Annotated in this window: 16 protein-coding genes; 4 read left to right on the top strand and 12 right to left on the bottom strand. The window is 40.4% G+C overall.

The genetic code is table 11. The annotated features are described in order from the left end of the window. Positions 1-76 precede the first annotated feature (76 nt). The 4 genes from L3V41_RS13520 to sdhC are packed head-to-tail and all read right to left on the bottom strand — an operon-like array spanning position 77 to position 3,292. Positions 77-793: a succinate dehydrogenase iron-sulfur subunit gene (locus L3V41_RS13520; RefSeq protein WP_062569007.1), complete on the bottom strand. Its 717-nt coding sequence runs from the start codon at positions 791-793 to the stop codon at positions 77-79. Positions 794-803: 10 nt separating this feature from the next. Next, the gene (gene sdhA / locus L3V41_RS13525; RefSeq protein ID WP_062569006.1) at positions 804-2,576 is read right to left on the bottom strand and encodes a succinate dehydrogenase flavoprotein subunit; all 1,773 of its coding nucleotides are present in this window, start codon (positions 2,574-2,576) and stop codon (positions 804-806) included. Continuing rightward, entirely contained in the window at positions 2,577-2,924 is a 348-nt protein-coding gene (gene sdhD, locus L3V41_RS13530) for a succinate dehydrogenase, hydrophobic membrane anchor protein (protein WP_062569005.1), read from the bottom strand. Then, positions 2,915-3,292, bottom strand: coding sequence for a succinate dehydrogenase, cytochrome b556 subunit (gene sdhC / locus L3V41_RS13535; RefSeq protein WP_082401567.1), 378 nt, complete (start codon positions 3,290-3,292; stop codon positions 2,915-2,917). The genes sdhD and sdhC overlap by 10 nt, the downstream gene beginning before the upstream one ends. Before the next feature lie 408 nt (positions 3,293-3,700). Between sdhC and L3V41_RS13540 the strand changes: the two genes are divergently transcribed. The 3 genes from L3V41_RS13540 (at position 3,701) to L3V41_RS13550 (ending at position 6,742) form a co-directional block, all read left to right on the top strand. Further along, positions 3,701-4,987: a citrate synthase gene (locus tag L3V41_RS13540; protein WP_062569004.1), complete on the top strand. Its 1,287-nt coding sequence runs from the start codon at positions 3,701-3,703 to the stop codon at positions 4,985-4,987. A gap of 113 nt (positions 4,988-5,100) precedes the next feature. Next, positions 5,101-6,315, top strand: a complete 1,215-nt coding sequence (locus L3V41_RS13545) for a SufS family cysteine desulfurase (RefSeq protein ID WP_237127930.1) — start codon at positions 5,101-5,103, stop codon at positions 6,313-6,315. 13 nt (positions 6,316-6,328) lie between these two features. Then, a complete protein-coding gene (locus tag L3V41_RS13550; protein ID WP_237127931.1) occupies positions 6,329-6,742 on the top strand; it encodes a SufE family protein in 414 nt (137 codons plus the stop codon). 6 nt (positions 6,743-6,748) lie between these two features. On the opposite strand, the gene tcdA is transcribed toward L3V41_RS13550, so the two are convergent. The 7 genes from tcdA to L3V41_RS13585 are packed head-to-tail and all read right to left on the bottom strand — an operon-like array spanning position 6,749 to position 13,960. Beyond that, complete coding sequence (gene tcdA, locus L3V41_RS13555) at positions 6,749-7,546, bottom strand: tRNA cyclic N6-threonylcarbamoyladenosine(37) synthase TcdA (protein ID WP_237115194.1); 798 nt, start codon at positions 7,544-7,546, stop codon at positions 6,749-6,751. Further along, on the bottom strand, positions 7,547-8,221 hold the full coding sequence (locus L3V41_RS13560) for a TIGR01621 family pseudouridine synthase (RefSeq protein ID WP_062569000.1): 675 nt from the start codon (positions 8,219-8,221) through the stop codon (positions 7,547-7,549). Positions 8,222-8,226: 5 nt separating this feature from the next. Beyond that, positions 8,227-8,982, bottom strand: a complete 756-nt coding sequence (gene kdsB / locus L3V41_RS13565; RefSeq protein ID WP_193988765.1) for a 3-deoxy-manno-octulosonate cytidylyltransferase — start codon at positions 8,980-8,982, stop codon at positions 8,227-8,229. Then, complete coding sequence (locus L3V41_RS13570; protein WP_036968654.1) at positions 8,970-9,167, bottom strand: Trm112 family protein; 198 nt, start codon at positions 9,165-9,167, stop codon at positions 8,970-8,972. Before L3V41_RS13570 ends, kdsB begins: the two co-directional genes overlap by 13 nt. Further along, positions 9,157-10,134 carry a tetraacyldisaccharide 4'-kinase gene (gene lpxK / locus L3V41_RS13575; RefSeq protein WP_237127932.1) on the bottom strand — a complete coding sequence of 326 codons (978 nt, stop codon included), beginning with the start codon at positions 10,132-10,134 and terminating at the stop codon, positions 9,157-9,159. Before lpxK ends, L3V41_RS13570 begins: the two co-directional genes overlap by 11 nt. Continuing rightward, positions 10,134-11,876 carry a lipid A export permease/ATP-binding protein MsbA gene (gene msbA / locus L3V41_RS13580; RefSeq protein ID WP_237127933.1) on the bottom strand — a complete coding sequence of 581 codons (1,743 nt, stop codon included), beginning with the start codon at positions 11,874-11,876 and terminating at the stop codon, positions 10,134-10,136. The genes lpxK and msbA overlap by 1 nt, the downstream gene beginning before the upstream one ends. Before the next feature lie 59 nt (positions 11,877-11,935). Then, positions 11,936-13,960, bottom strand: a complete 2,025-nt coding sequence (locus L3V41_RS13585; RefSeq protein ID WP_237127934.1) for a DNA internalization-related competence protein ComEC/Rec2 — start codon at positions 13,958-13,960, stop codon at positions 11,936-11,938. Between the two features lie 225 nt (positions 13,961-14,185). Between L3V41_RS13585 and L3V41_RS13590 the strand changes: the two genes are divergently transcribed. After that, entirely contained in the window at positions 14,186-14,692 is a 507-nt protein-coding gene (locus L3V41_RS13590) for a DUF2062 domain-containing protein (protein WP_062568995.1), read from the top strand. Positions 14,693-14,808: 116 nt separating this feature from the next. Here L3V41_RS13590 and L3V41_RS13595 read toward each other — a convergent pair whose 3' ends face one another. Then, a complete protein-coding gene (locus L3V41_RS13595; RefSeq protein ID WP_062568994.1) occupies positions 14,809-16,548 on the bottom strand; it encodes a DUF3466 family protein in 1,740 nt (579 codons plus the stop codon). Between the last annotated feature and the right edge of the window lie 4 nt (positions 16,549-16,552).

Raw genomic sequence — 16,552 nt, forward strand, 5'->3', positions numbered from 1 at the left:
TTTTCTTTAGCGCAGAAATTAATTGTTATAAAAACAAGGTGGTTAATAAATTAACCACCTTACATATTCAATATCCTTAAACCGAGCGGTTTAAAAGCATTGATTTGATTTGTCCAATCGCTTTGGTCGGATTAAGACCTTTTGGACACACGCTAACACAGTTCATGATACTGTGACAACGGAACACGCTGAACGCATCGTCAAGGTCTGCTAAACGCTCTTCAGTTGCTGTATCGCGGCTATCTGCCAAGAAACGATACGCATGAAGAAGGCCAGCAGGACCAATGAACTTGTCTGGATTCCACCAGAACGAAGGACACGATGTTGAACAACATGCACATAAAATACACTCATACAAGCCATCTAACTTATCACGTTCTTCAATTGATTGAAGACGTTCACCCGCCGCAGGCGTGTCATTAATTAGATAAGGTTTTACCTTTTCGTATTGAGTGTAGAACTGACTCATGTCAATAACAAGGTCACGTACCACTGGTAAACCTGGTAAAGGACGAATTACGATTTTACCTTTGCCACCTTTTAGCAGCGTTGATAAAGGTGTAATACACGCTAAACCGTTTTTACCATTCATGTTGATACCGTCTGAACCACACACACCTTCACGGCATGAACGACGGAATGATAATGTTGGATCTTGCTCTTTTAATTGCATAAGCGCATCCAATACCATCATATCTTGGCCTTCTTGCGTTTCTAGCGAGAAGTCTTGCATACGTGGTGCATTATCAACATCTGGATTGTAACGATAAACCGAAAATTGTACTTGTGCCATCGTCTCGCTCCTAGTATGTACGTGCTTTAGGTGGGAAAGCTTCACGCAGTTTCGGCGCGTAGTTAACTTCACGTTTCGTCATTTCATCTGTAACTGGGTTAAAGATTGAGTGACATAACCAGTTTTCATCATCACGATCTGGGTAGTCAAAACGAGAGTGTGCACCACGGCTTTCTGTACGGAAGTTTGCAGCTACTGCAGTTGAGTAAGCTGTTTCCATCAAGTTATCTAGCTCTAAACATTCGATACGTGCAGTATTGAACTCTGTTGACTTGTCGTCAAGACGCGCATACTGAAGACGTTCACGAATTTCTTTAAGCTCTTTAAGACCTGTTGCCATTGCCTCACCTTCACGGAATACCGAGAAGTTAAGTTGCATACACATTTGTAGATCTTTCTTGATTTGTACTGGGTCTTCACCTTGGCCAGCTTTAGAGTTTTCCCAACGGTTAAAGCGTGCAAGTGATGCTTCAAGGTCTGATTCAGACGCATCTTTACCTGCTTCAACACCGTTAAGGTATGTGCCTAAGAAGTTACCAGCTGCGCGGCCGAATACAACTAAGTCAAGTAGCGAGTTACCACCTAGGCGGTTAGCACCGTGTACAGATACACATGCAATCTCACCTACAGCGAATAAACCTTCAACTACTTTCTCTTGGCCGTTTGCATCAATTTGTAATGCTTGACCATTTACGTTAGTTGGAACACCACCCATCATGTAGTGACATGTTGGGATAACTGGAATTGGTTCTTTGGCTGGATCAACGTGTGCGAACGTTTTCGCAAGGTCACATACGCCCGGAAGACGTAAGTTAAGTGTTTCTTCACCTAAGTGGTCAAGCTTAAGCTTGATGTGTGGACCGTAAGGACCATCACAACCACGACCTTCACGGATCTCAGTCATCATTGAACGAGCAACAACGTCACGAGACGCTAAGTCTTTCGCATTTGGCGCGTAACGTTCCATGAAGCGTTCGCCGTCTTTATTTAGAAGGTAACCACCTTCACCACGACAACCTTCAGTTACAAGTACACCAGCGCCGGCGATACCTGTTGGGTGGAACTGCCACATTTCCATATCTTGCATTGCAACACCAGCGCGTGTAGCCATACCAACACCGTCACCAGTGTTGATGTGAGCATTCGTTGTCGATGCGTAGATACGGCCTGCACCACCTGTTGCTAATACAACAGCTTTAGATTTAAAGTAAACAACTTCGCCAGACTCGATGTCGATTGCAGTACAACCAACAACGTGACCGTCACTGTTCTTAACTAAATCTAGTGCATACCACTCAGAAAATACGTTAGTTTTGTTTTTAACGTTTTGTTGGTAAAGACAGTGTAATAACGCGTGACCAGTACGGTCAGCTGCTGCTGCAGTACGTGCAGCCTGTTCACCACCAAAGTTTTTCGACTGACCGCCGAAAGGACGTTGGTAAACACGGCCATTTTCAAAACGAGAAAATGGTAAACCCATGTTTTCTAATTCAGTAATAGCTTCTGGGCCTGTTTTACACATATATTCGATAGCGTCTTGGTCACCGATAAAATCGGAACCTTTAACCGTATCGTACATGTGCCATTCCCAGTTATCTTCATGCGAGTTACCCAAAGCTACCGTAATACCACCCTGTGCAGACACAGTGTGAGAACGTGTAGGGAAAACTTTTGAGATAAGTGCACAGGTTTTGCCTGATTCAGTGATAGCTAGTGCTGCGCGCATACCCGCACCACCTGCACCAATCACTACAGCGTCAAATTCACGAACAGAATAATTCACTTAAACACCCCATAAAACGATTAGACCTATTGCTACGTAAGCAACAGCCATAAGGTTTAATACAAAGCCTAAAACAGCACGTAATTTAGCGCATTTAACATAGTCAGTAAGAACTTGCCAAAGGCCGATACGGGTGTGAACCATAATGCAAACTAGGGTAATTAATGTGAACCCTTTCATTGCTAGGTTTGAAAAAAGGCCTTGCCAGGCTTCGAAAGTGACTTCAGGCGTGCATAAGAAGTAACCAATAATAAAAATAGCGTAAGCGCTAATTATTAAGGCTGTCGCACGAAGCGATACGTAATCTTGTACACCATCACGTTTAAGAGTTGCTTGATTTAAAACCATATCCACACTCCTGCTAGAATTGCAGCTACAACGCCTAAAGCTAATGCAACTTTAGCGCTGAAGTTTCCTGACTCAAGTTCTTCCCAGTGACCCATATCCATAATGATATGACGGATACCACCGATTAAGTGATACGCCAATACAGAAATAGTGCCCCATGCTATGAATTTGGCAATGAATCCGCTGAACAGACCCTTGACGAATTCAAAACCTTCTGCAGAAGAAAGAGACTCAGACCACGCCCAAATGACAAACGTTAAAGCAAAAAATAATGCAACACCGGTGACGCGGTGAAAAATTGATGCTTTAGCCGTTGCCGGCATAGATATAGTTGTTAGATCTAGATTTACAGGTCTTTGCTTTTTCACAGTTACTTGCCCATCTTGCCCACTAGGAGCTCATCTACTTGTTTTTCTAAAACCCATCAAAATGAATTTCGATGGAACTATCTAAGTAAACCGTGTTGATACACAAAAAGTTCACACTTATGCAAAACTCAAATGTAAAAATAAAGTTTACCTACAGACAATACGGTATAAAACCTTGGATAGTATATATAGCCAGAGGTCTTTTTACAATTCTTGTTTAGTAAGAGTCGTTTGCGAATTAGCCAATGGTATAATATTTAATCCTGACAGAATATTTATTATCCATTTGTGCATAATGTTTATAAAAATTGACTTTAACCCCCTCTTTCACGTTAAAATGAAAAGAATGTGCTTAAACAGATTCAGAACATAACAATCAGAGTTGTTATCTTAATAGGAGATAAATAGATGGCGGATAAGAAAGCCACGGTCCATATTGATGGTCTTGATCCAATCGAACTTCCAATTTACCAAGGCACTGCTGGCCAAGACGTAATTGACGTACGTACGTTAGGTTCTCACGGTCACTTTACTTACGATCCAGGTTTCATGTCGACCGGTTCTTGTGAATCTTCAATCACTTACATCGATGGCGGTAAAGGTGTTTTACTACATCGCGGCTACCCAATCGAACAACTTGCTGACGAGTCTAACTACGTTGAGCTATGCTACTTACTATTAAATGGTGAGTTACCAACGAAAGAACAGTACGAAGCATTTGCGCAAGAAATCACGCACAACACAATGCTAGATACTAAGATTGCTAACTTCTTCCAAGGCTTCCGCTTTGATGCTCACCCAATGGCGATGCTATGTGGTGTTGTAGGTGCGCTTTCATCGTTCTACCATGAAGACTTAGACATCACTGATGCAACACAACGTAAAACAAGTGCTATCAAGCTAGTTGCTAAGCTGCCAACAATCGCAGCAATGGCTTACAAATACAATGTAGGTCAGCCATTTGTTTACCCACGTAACGATTTAAGCTTTGCTGAAAACTTCTTACACATGATGTTTTCAGTACCTGCTGAAGAGTACAAAGTTAATCCAGTGCTTGCTAAAGCAATGGATAAAATCTTCATGCTTCACGCTGACCACGAGCAAAACGCGTCGACGTCAACTGTACGTTTAGCGGGTTCTTCAGGTGCTAACCCTTACGCGTGTATCGCTGCCGGTATCGCATCTTTATGGGGCCCTGCGCACGGTGGTGCTAACGAAGCATGTCTTAACATGTTAGAAGAAATTGGCTCTGTTGACCGTATCGACGAATATGTTGCTAAAGCAAAAGATAAGTCAGATCCTTTCCGTCTTATGGGCTTTGGTCACCGCGTATACAAAAACTTCGACCCACGTGCCACAGTAATGCGTCAAACATGTCACGAAGTACTTGCTGAGCTTAACATTCAAGATCCACTTCTTGATATCGCAATGAAGCTTGAGCAAATTGCGCTAGAAGACCCATACTTTGTTGAGAAGAAACTTTACCCTAACGTAGATTTCTACTCAGGTATCATCTTAAAAGCAATCGGTATTCCAACAAGCATGTTCACTGTCATCTTTGCAATGTCACGTACTGTTGGTTGGATCTCTCACTGGGATGAGATGCTTTCTCAACCTGGTCACAAGATCAGCCGCCCTCGCCAGCTTTATACTGGTGAAACAAAGCGCGACTACGTATCAACGGACAAGCGTTAATTTTTGCTTAAATGCTTAAAAAAGGCCGCACAGCGGCCTTTTTTATTGCCCTAGACTTGTCTATTTATACAAAATAATTAAAATCGTCGCATTCTCGCTGTAAAAGGGCTTCCATGTTTGATATTGCAAAAATACGTGCTGATTTTCCTCTGCTTAAACAACAAATTAATGGGCAGCCATTAGTCTACTTAGATTCAGCAGCCACATCACACAAGCCGCAAGCTGTCATTGACGCTCTCACGCACTTTTACAGTGCTGAAAACGCCAACGTACATCGTGGTCGTCATACTCTTAGTGACAACGCAACTCGTAAGTATGAACAAGCCCGTAAAAGCCTTGCCAACTATTTTCAGGTAGAAAGTAATGAGCTAGTCTGGACGAAAGGGGCGACTGAGTCGATTAATTTAATTGCGAACGGCTTAACATCTAAACTTAAAGCGGGTGATAAAGTCGCTATTTCAGCTATTGAACATCATGCGAACATTGTGCCTTGGCAACAACTTGTGAAGCGCATTGGCGCTGAATTAATTGTTTTACCAATTACGAGTGATTTGGTCATTGACGCTCAACAGTGCACAGAGTTTATCGAACAACATAAGCCCAAAGTCGTTGCTATCACACATGCATCAAACACGCTGGGGAATATCACAGACTTAGCTCCTATCATCCAAGCGTGTAAAGATATTAATGCTATTTCAGTCATCGATGGTGCACAGGCTGCAATGCACTTACGCCCCAACTTACGAGAAATTGATTGTGATTTTTATGTGTTTTCCGCACATAAAATGCTTGGCCCAACAGGCTTAGGTGGCTTATACGGCCGCTTTGAATTGTTAAATTCACTTGATGCTTACCAAACAGGTGGCGAAATGATTGAAACAGTGAGCTTAACACAAAGCACTTTTCGAGAGGCACCAGGAAAATTTGAAGCAGGAACCCCAAATATTGCGGGTGTCATAGCCTTTAATGAGGCGATTGAATATTTAACTTCGTTAAATTTTCAGCAGATGCGTCAACATGAGCATACAGTTTTCAGTTATGCGATAAAACAATTATCAGCAATTGATGGTATTACCATTTACTCTCAACATCACAATAACATTGGTAACATCAGCTTTAATTACAAAAACGAGCACCCTTTCGATTTAGCGACTTTGTTAGATGGTTTTGGTGTTGCTGTACGAAGTGGTCATCACTGTACCCAACCGATTATGAGCCAATTATCAATTTCGGGGACTGTTAGAGCCAGCTTCGCTTTATACAATACTAAAGAGGATGTTGATGCACTTATCACCGCCCTTAAAAATAGTATTGAATTATTAGATTAAACTTGGATTAAACATGAATTCACCTTTTCAAGCCGTAACAAAAGACATTGAAAATGCAGCAGGCTGGCAACAAAAGTACCGCCAAATAATGCTATTAGGTAAACAGCTACCCGTTATGCCTGAAGCGCTTAAGGTAGATGATGCATTAGTTAAAGGCTGTGAAAGTAAAGTTTGGTTATATATTGAGTTTGATCACACGGAAAATAGCCTCGTATTGGCTGGAGATTCCGATACTCGGATTGTTAAAGGGTTACTGGCATTAATTTTAGTCTTATACAATGGTCTAACGCCGCAGCAAGCAACTCAAATAAATGCGTATGATGAATTTGAACGACTTGGTCTAATTAGCCATTTAAGTCCTTCTCGTGGTAATGGCATCAAAGCCATGGTCGATAAAATTCAAGCCATGGCTGAGCAAAAGCGCTAAAAAACGTTATTTTAAACTACGCTGTTTCTTATCTAGGTATTTTCTAATCGCTTTGGCTGCAACAAAAAAGCCAAAGCTGCCTGTAACCATGGTTGCTGAGCCAAAACCGTTGTTACAATCCATGTTCATCGAGCCATCTGCGCCTTGTTTTGCTTGGCAAACGTCACCTTCTGAGGTTGGATAGACAAGCTGCTCGGTCGAATAAACGCAATCGACATTAAACTTACGCTTGGGATTGCTACTAAAGTTGTACTGCTTTCGCAAGATATAACGAACTTTTGCAAGAAGTGGATCATGCGTTGTCTTAGCAACATCACCAAAATTGATTTGACTAGGGTCAGTTTGCCCGCCCGCTCCACCGGTTGTGATAACGGGTAATTTTATACGTTTACAATGGGCAATTAGCGCCGCTTTTTCTTTCACTGCATCAATACAATCAATCACATAATCAAAGCCTTGAATATGCTCACGAATATTATCTAGCGTTATAAAGTCATCAATCACATTAATTTTAATATCTGGGTTTATCAGCTCACAACGTGTTTTCATTGCTTCGACTTTTGCTTCACCTACGGTGCCAGTCAAAGCATGAATTTGACGATTAACATTGGTTGCGCATATATCATCTAGGTCTATCAATGTCAGTTGACCAACCCCTGTACGTGCTAACGCCTCAGCAGCCCAACTACCTACGCCACCAATACCGATGACACAAAAATGTGCTTGTTGCAGCCAATCAAATTGTTGATGACCATATAAACGCTTAATACCACCAAAGCGAATGTCTTGTGTTGTTTCTTTCATTTACCAATCCAACGTCCAAGGAGTCTGCCACTCTTTGAATTCGTCTGCGTTAAAAACTTCATTGAGATGTGCGCCTGTTGTATGCGCATATCGATATTCTTTTAGCTGCCCTTTATAACTAAATTGCAATGCATAGGCATGCAAATTAGTTCGCTCGTCCAAGCTTCCAGCGTAAGTTGCATCACCGAGTATAGGGGCACCAATACTTTTCATTGCCACTCTTAATTGATGTGTCTTACCAGAAAATGGTTTTAATAAATATGCACGCAAACCTGGACGAATACTTTTAGAGTAAAAGCGAGTAACCGCTGGGTTTTCTTGGCTTTTTAGTAACTTAAATGCACCTCGACGACTTTTTTGCATATCGCCTTTAATCCAGCCTTGCTTTTTTTTAGGCTTAGTATCGCTAACGGCTATATAAAACTTATTAACCAGATGCGCTGTGAAAAGCGTTGTAAACTCCGCTGCGGTCTGCTTGTTTCTAGCTAAAATAATTAACCCTGAAGTCACTTTATCTAGGCGATGAACAGGAAATAACTTTTCGTTCACTAGTTGCTCTGCAAGCACGACAAAGCCGGCACATTCTTCACTGTGAAAGCTAACACCTGCGGGTTTGTAAAAAACAAAAAAGTCATCTTCACGTGCATGAAGATGAACCCTATTCATTTCAGTCATTGTTACTAGTTGCTCAAAGCGGCTATGACACGCGTAAGATCTTCAGGTGTATCCACACCGGCTTGAGGCTCACACACAGCTCCTGCAATTTTAATTTTATAACCATGATATAAAACACGTAATTGCTCAAGTGACTCAAGTTGTTCTAAACGCGATTCAGGTAGCGCAATATATTGTTGAATAAAGCCTGCGCGATAAGCGTAAATACCAATATGACGCGCATAGTCAGCAAGATTTAGTTTGCTATTATCATCGTTCATCATTGCGTCACGATGGTAAGGAATGGGCGAACGCGAAAAATACAGGGCATTTTGTTCTGTATCACTGACAACTTTGACACAATTGGGATTGAAAATGTCATCTGTATCAGTCATGTTTGCACTTAACGTTGCCATGGGTGCATCTGACTCTGCCAGTAATTTTGCCACTTGAGTTACGTTTTCACTGGCAAGTAATGGCTCATCACCTTGTACATTAACAACAATAGTGTCGCTTGTAAGATTGAGCTTTTCAACTACTTCGGCAAGACGTTCTGTACCCGACTGATGATCTTCTCGTGTCATCAACACATTATCAGTGAAGTCTTTTACAACATCAAACACGGCTTGATGATCGGTAGCAATATACACTGCACTGGCACCCGATGCAGCCGCTTTTTCATAAACATGCTGAATCATAGGTTTACCACATATATCCGCTAAAGGTTTACCGGGTAAACGGCTAGACGCGTAACGTGCAGGGATGACTACTACGAATTCCACTTATCAACCTCTTCTTGGCTTAGTTCACGCGCTTCGTTTTCAAGAAGTACTGGAATATCATCTTTAATCGGATAAGCTAATTTCGCAGCTGTACTAATAAGCTCTTGATTTTCTTTATCAAGGCGCAACTTACCCTTACACACTGGGCAAGCAATAATTTCAAGTAATTTTGTATCAAAGGCCATGGAGGATCCCTTTTTGTTTTAATAATGAATTTAATTTTTCAATAACAGCGGCTGTTGGCCTAGCGTCTACGGGTAAATAATACCAATTTGACTTAGCAAAACTAAAGCATTTTACGGCGTCTTTTTCAGTCATAAACACGGGCTCATTCTCAAATGCTAAAAAGTCAGTTGCTTGATAATTATAATGATCCCGAAAATGATGTGTCGATAATAAATTTATACCTTGTTTTTCAAGGCTCAACTCAAAGCGTACCGGGTTGCCAATGGCGCTGATCGCGTGTCCGTTTGTTGGCGTTTCTGCGACTTGTTCAGACGACGATACTAATCTAAATTGACTTGCATTCAAATCATAACTGTAGGCTGTTTCGCCACCATTCTCGACAACTAAATCAACTGACTTTAAGCGTGCTTTCGTTTCTCGAAGTGGGCCTGCCGGCATTAAAAGTCCATTACCAAATTGACGTTCACTATCTACAATACAGCACTCTATATCACGCGCCATTTTATAATGTTGCATACCGTCATCTGAAATAATGATATCGATGTCGTGGTTTTGTAACTGCTCGATACTTGCTTGGCGATCGGGGCCAACCATCACAACACAGCCTAAACGACGTTTAATAAGAACCGGCTCATCACCCGCTTCACTTGTGGCTGTATCATCAGTGACTAAAAGCGGATAACTTGCTGACTTACCACCATAACCGCGACTGATCACTGCGACCTTCAGTCCCTGTTGTTGCAAATACTGCGCTAACCAAATAACAAACGGCGTTTTACCATTACCACCCACACTAATGTTACCAACAACAATTACTGGCACATGGGCTTTAAACGCTTTGAGTATATTAATTTTATACAGGTATTTTCGCAGCGTTGAAATCAACCAAAAAATAACACTTAGCGGCAAGAGTAAAACAGTTAATAGGCTTGGTTTTTTATACCAGCTTTTTTCAATGACACTCACTACTGCTCACCAAATTGCATTTTACATAAGGCCGAATAAGTACCGCCTTTACTTAAAAGCTCAGAATGCGTGCCTTTTTCGATAACCTGACCATGATCAATTACATAAATACAATCACTGTTTTCTATAGTCGATAAGCGGTGTGCAATCACTATCGATGTTTTCTGTTTCATCAAAGTATCAAGTGCTTGTTGAATTAGTTTTTCGGATTCAGTATCCAGTGCAGATGTAGCCTCATCAAGAATGAGAATAGGCGCATCTTTTAAGATAGCACGGGCGATGGCAATACGTTGACGCTGCCCCCCTGATAACATCACACCGTTTTCACCAACCATGGTGTTCAAACCTTCTGGTAAATCCTTAACGAACTCCCAAACATGTGCTTGTTTAGCAACGGCCATTAGTTCATCATCTGATAAAACACGATCTAAACCATAACAAATATTATTAGCAATTGTGTCATTGAACAGAACAACCTGTTGCGATACTAAAGCAAACTGTTTACGCAAATCAGTTAGCTTATAATCAGATAAGGGCACCCCATCTAATAATATTTTACTCTCTCCTTCGAGCTCATAATAACGGGGTAAGAGGTTCGAAATTGTTGACTTTCCTGAGCCTGAGCGCCCTACTAATGCAATACTTTCCCCTGCTTTAATTTCGAGTGATAAGTTTTTTAAAACAGGTTCATCTTTTGTAGGATAACGAAAAGTTACGTTTTGAACATCAATGTGCCCAGTTACTTGATCGGCTTTATGCGTTCCTGTGTCTTTTTCTACTTCTTCATCAAGTACTAGAAAAATACTTTGCGCCGCAGAGATACCACGTTGCAGGTCACTGTTGACATTAGACAACTGTTTTAATGGACGCAGTAGCATCATCATGGATGAAATTAATAATACGAAATCACCTGAACTAATAGTGTCAATCATCGAAGGCATAGACACGACCCATAAAATCACTGCCATCGCGCTCGCAGCGAGGATCTGAATAACAGAAACACTGAGTGCTTTAGTGGCATCCATTTTAATTCGTTGCTGACGGTTATGGTTATTGATTGCCGAGAATTGTGAAATCTCTTGCTTTTGACCACCAAAACCATGGATCACTTTGTGACCTGAAAGCATTTGTTCTGAGCTTCGTGTAACTTGCCCCATGGCTGATTGAATTTTTTTTGAAATTTTACGAAAACGTTTTGATACGAACGCAACAATCACTGCAACCAAGGGGATAATAACTAAGAATATTAGCGATAATTTCCAGCTGGTATAAAACATGTTGAATAGTAAAAAGACCACAAATGCCCCTTCTCTAACAACAATAAGTAATGCTTTCGTAATTGCTTGTTGAACTTGCTCAGTATCAAAGGTGATTTTTGAGATTAGATCACCGTTTGAATTTTTATCATGAAAAGAAACAGGCAAATGTAAGATATGCTCAAACAATTGCTGACGTAAGCTTCTAACAACTTGTGAGCCTACATAGCTTAAGCAATACGATGACATATAATTAAACATGCCACGACCTAGCACCAATGCAATAACCACAAAGGGGGCATAAGTTAAAACTTGTGTGTTACGGGCATTCAAACCTTCATCAATAAATGGTTTCATTAAATTGATAAACAATGCATCCATTGCTGAGTAACCAATCATGCCGACAATAGCAAAAAATGCAATAAGCTTATAATCACTCACATAACTAATTAAGCGCTTATAAATTTGGGATGTAGTTTGATCCATAACACTCTCTTATTCATAGACTTCGACTATTGTAGCCTTATGGGGGTAAAAACAAAACGTCAATCTTCTTCGAACCAATAACTTTGTGACTTACGCGCAAATTCTAGCTGGTAATCATTTTGATAAAAGGTGATTCGTATATGACCTAGGTTGGCCGTTGTAAATTGAGGTATATGGTGCTGCTGATAACGCTTTACAACCTCAGGATGAGGAAAATTCCACTGCCCTTGATAAGCAGCAGAGTGAATCACAATATCAGGTGCGACTCGCTCTATAAACTCAGAACTTGAAGACGTATTACTACCATGATGTGGACTTACCAACACAGTGCTTTGTATACGCGTGTTACTTTCAACTAATGCTTGCTCTACCAATTTAGAAATATCGCCAGTTAATAATACTTGATGGTTTTTATTCTCCACCATGACTACACAGGACTGATCATTCTTGTTGGTCGACAATGTGGAATGATTGATAGTTCTAACGCTTAGATTTTCAATCTGAAAAAACACCTTTTCACAGGCCTGATCAAGGCCATTTGGATGGAATGTACTAAGCGTTTTACCAAAACCAGCTGCCTGCCAACTATCTAACCCTCCTGCATGATCATTATCTCGGTGGCTAACAACCGTTGCTATAACCTCAATATTATGACGTAAAATATAAGGGCGCAGTACTGAGTTTATATAATCAAACCGTCCAAAGTAGCGCGGCCCTAGATCGTAGATTAGTGCTTTTTGATTTGCACTAACCATAACCATGAGTCCATGACCAACATCAAACACATCTAACTTAAATTCACCTTTTGCTGTTAAATGCCAATCAATCAGTGCTAACGCTAATGGAACGAAAACCAGTCGCTTATAAGGTGAGAAAAGTAGGATTACTAAAATGATATAGCACAATAAGAGTAAATTAAAGCTGGGTAAATAAAAGTTTAGCCATCGCCAATCTGAAGGTATTGACGTTAGATATTGGTAGCCTTGATATAAAAATGCATCAAAGAATTGCCATAACAAGCTCAAATCGAACAACATTGATAAAAAGCTGTACGCGACTAATAATGGCATTAATATGATGCCGAGTAACGGCACAGCAATAAGGTTTATGACCAATCCAATGACGCTAATCCCTGCAAAATAATAAAGCGTGATCGGTAACAACCCTAAGAATAAAGCACATTGAATTATGACTAACTGAACCATTCCCCTTGCTAGCTTGAATTTTGGGTAAGAACGGTAGTTCAGTGTTAAAAAAATAATTATGACCGCAATAAAACTAAAGTAGAGTCCAGGATTTAATAAAGAAAAAGGATCAAAAAATAATAAAATGGTTAACGCATATAGAATGGCTCGCCAACGTAGAGGCTGCTTTGCAAAGCTATAAACTATTAAATAACAGGCCAGCATCAACAGTGCTCGTGTTGCAGAGACAATGAAACCACTGAGGTAGACATAAAAAAATGCAAGCAATAGCCCAATAACTACAAATAGCTTATTAAGGTTATTCTGTTGACTATACTTTACAGAAAAAGTACCGAACAAAAACTTACTGGTATAAAAACCAATCGCGAATATTAGACCAATATGTAAACCTGAAATAGCCAGTAAGTGACTTAAACCAAGTTCTTTTAAATGCACTTTATCAGTGTCTTTGATTTTACTTCTGTCGCCGGTTAATAATGCATAATACAGCCACTGCATCCTCATCTTGTCTGTGATAGAAAATATAAAACCACGGTATGACTCACGCGTAGTGGATTTTTGCTGTGATGAGACTAACACGCTTTGACCTACAGAGCGGCCCTCATATAATACACGCTCAGACAATGCGAAGCGCTCTGCATCAAATACATCAAAGTTCTTTACACTCCTAAATGGCTTTAGCTTTAATTTGCTGGTTAATACATCCCCTACGTTAACTTCATTATCACTAATGATACTTAGCATAGCAAAAGGGGTCGCTTTGAAGTTTTTATCCAGGTTTGATAAATCAATAATCTTGGCTTTTACGTAAAACGGAGATTGGCTTGAGTGAATGGATACGATTTCAATTTTAGCATCAACGGTCTCATTTCTTTTCAAGTCCTTGTAAGGAAGACTATAAAAATAGTGGTCGTTAAGAAGTACAACCAAAATAGCGCAAATAAATCCTAACAAAACTGACGAAAAAGGCTTAAAATAAGCACCAGCTAAAACAATAGCAAAACTGAGTATATAAAACGCCGCAGTGTGCAAAGTATAAACGGTTATAAAACAACCGAATATAAATCCACTGCATAACCAAATAGATGTAAATGGTTGCTTTAAATGGCTAAAAAAACGATCCAACGGTTTTTACCCGATCATAACAAGGTAAGAGATCATAAATATTTAAGAATTTTTGGTCGTTTGTTGCATGATGCAAATTTATGGCATCTTAATCGACGCTCAGCCCGTGGGGCATTTGCAGTCGGTTTGTTTTTTGCCTTCATCCCCGTTCCTTTTCAAATGGTTTTAGCTGCCGCACTTGCTATCCCTTTACGCGTTAATTTACCCATCTCGGTTGCGACGGTTTGGATAACCAACCCGCTGACTATGCCACCTATTTTTTATTGCTCCTATATCGTTGGCACGATTGCACTTGCCCAACCACCACAACATTTTCAGTTTGAACCTAGCTGGCAATGGTTTTTAGACAGCCTGACAACAATTGGACCAGCATTCCTTGTTGGCTCACTCATCTGCGCCACAGCTGCAGCTATTATTGGTTATTTTGGAATCGATATGCTGTGGAAACGCTCTGTGCGTAAAGCTTGGCTACATCGACATAAATAAAGTACCCAAATAAACAACAGATGTATAGACAAAAAACCCAGCAAAAGCTGGGTTTTTAATGGTCATTCATTTTATACCAACATGCTTAAGTATTATCGCATGTTGGTATCGGATTATTATTTTCTGAACACGCGGCGCATTGCAGCAAGTGGCAGTAATAGTAAAGTGTACCAAGGGAAGCTTGATGATTGACGCTCATATTCTTCAATCTCTTGCGCAGGGCATTCTTCAACACTACCGCTGGTAGGTGTTAATTTAACGGCTACAGCAACACTTTCATATTCAATATTACCGTCCACGTCTAGCACAACATTACCAAATGTGTCTGTCTTCTCAACCGTTTTGGTTGCAACACCAAAAATCTCATTGTTGTTGTTAATTGCTTTCGCCTCAGCAACAGTATACTTAAAACGGGTCTCGCCATCAGCTTCGTAACAAGGTAGTAAGCTATTTATGTTAACAATTTTGTCTTCACCAATTGTATACATAAAGCCTTCTCGACGGCGACTTGATGAATTGAAAATATCAGTTTCACCTTCACCAACAATCACACCGTTGTCGTTAATGTCGTTTGCTAAAGAACTAGAGCTTGTGAAAAAGTCTGTCGGAAAAACAACGCTATTACTGTTTTTATCGAAATAGAAGAACTTAGTACGGGTAGTGCCTTCAATACGCTTATTGGCATAGCCAACAATGATATTATCATCATTAATTGCGAGCGCCTTACCGCCAACCCAGTCATCATCTTGATTAATAAATTGTTTTACTTCGCCATTTTCAAAGTAAACAGGCATCGAATAACGTCTATCGTCATAACGTACATCAGATGTACCGGCAATCAGGCCATTTTCGTTTACAGCAAATGCATTACTTCTAAAGGCAAAGTCTTCGTCATCTTCTGGTGTGATTGCTAAACCAAAAACCTCAGTGTTGGTAATATTTAGGCTATTATCAAGTGTCCATTTAACTGCGCGTTTATCAAATAAGCCAGTTGAAATGTTTCTATCTAAACTTTCAATACAGTCCGATACTGGTTCGTCTTCACCGTCACAGTTATCGTCAATGTCTTCTTGGCGATCAACAGGAATGCCTGTTGATACACTGCCAACTACAACGTAACCATCACTGGTTTGCACGATATCAGTCGCAATACTTGTACCACCATACTCATTAAACTCGGGTACTAATGGCACTTTTACACCGTCAGGACTGATTACAATACCACGGCTGATAAACTCACGTAAAAAGTGCGTTTCTTCTTCGTCTTCATCCGTTTGCGTAAAGGCTGTTTTTTCGTAAGGCGCACTGCCCCAACCTACCATTACACCATCATCGGTGACTGCGTTTAATAAATTAGTCGTTGAGCGAGTCAAACCGTCATAATCAAGTGACTGTTCATCAAAAAGAACTTGCTCAGAAGCGCCTTCAGGTGTGTATACCGTAGTAAGCGCACTTGATATCTTTTGATACTCGGAATTAGTTAAACGACCAGATCGAGCATCTGTTACAAAAGAGATCATAAACGCATGTGCATCTGCATTGGTATTTACAGCATCGTTATTTTCAATATCATCGAGTGTAAATGTGATCTCTTTGTCGATAAGTTCATAGCTAGCTTTAGTTGCATCGTATGCATTTCTAATCGCGCTATCTTCAAAATCGATATAAGAGATATCAATAGGCAGTCGATAAACACCATTTGCTAAACCAATAATATGACCGTTTTCACTGACATCGGTAACATAGCTGTGTTTTGCACCATCTAATCGACCTAGCTCAGTCAATTGATATGTTGCGCTCATTGCTGAGGTGCTAAGAGTCGCTAATATACTGGCAGCGAGTAATTTATATTTCATTTTA

Source organism: Pseudoalteromonas sp. L21, assembly GCF_021728035.1.
Lineage (GTDB): Bacteria > Pseudomonadota > Gammaproteobacteria > Enterobacterales > Alteromonadaceae > Pseudoalteromonas > Pseudoalteromonas arabiensis.

Excerpts from the sequence above, each read along its gene's own strand:
- L3V41_RS13550 (WP_237127931.1), top strand. The coding sequence starts at position 6,329 with ATGAATTCACCTTTTCAAGCCGTAACAAAAGACATTGAAAATGCAGCA.
- L3V41_RS13590 (WP_062568995.1), top strand. The coding sequence starts at position 14,186 with ATGGCTAAAAAAACGATCCAACGGTTTTTACCCGATCATAACAAGGTA.
- L3V41_RS13595 (WP_062568994.1), bottom strand. The coding sequence starts at position 16,548 with ATGAAATATAAATTACTCGCTGCCAGTATATTAGCGACTCTTAGCACC.
- msbA (WP_237127933.1), bottom strand. The coding sequence starts at position 11,876 with ATGGATCAAACTACATCCCAAATTTATAAGCGCTTAATTAGTTATGTG.
- L3V41_RS13570 (WP_036968654.1), bottom strand. The coding sequence starts at position 9,167 with ATGGCCTTTGATACAAAATTACTTGAAATTATTGCTTGCCCAGTGTGT.
- sdhD (WP_062569005.1), bottom strand. The coding sequence starts at position 2,924 with ATGGTTTTAAATCAAGCAACTCTTAAACGTGATGGTGTACAAGATTAC.
- tcdA (WP_237115194.1), bottom strand. The coding sequence starts at position 7,546 with ATGAAAGAAACAACACAAGACATTCGCTTTGGTGGTATTAAGCGTTTA.
- L3V41_RS13520 (WP_062569007.1), bottom strand. The coding sequence starts at position 793 with ATGGCACAAGTACAATTTTCGGTTTATCGTTACAATCCAGATGTTGAT.
- L3V41_RS13545 (WP_237127930.1), top strand. The coding sequence starts at position 5,101 with ATGTTTGATATTGCAAAAATACGTGCTGATTTTCCTCTGCTTAAACAA.
- L3V41_RS13540 (WP_062569004.1), top strand. The coding sequence starts at position 3,701 with ATGGCGGATAAGAAAGCCACGGTCCATATTGATGGTCTTGATCCAATC.
- L3V41_RS13560 (WP_062569000.1), bottom strand. The coding sequence starts at position 8,221 with ATGACTGAAATGAATAGGGTTCATCTTCATGCACGTGAAGATGACTTT.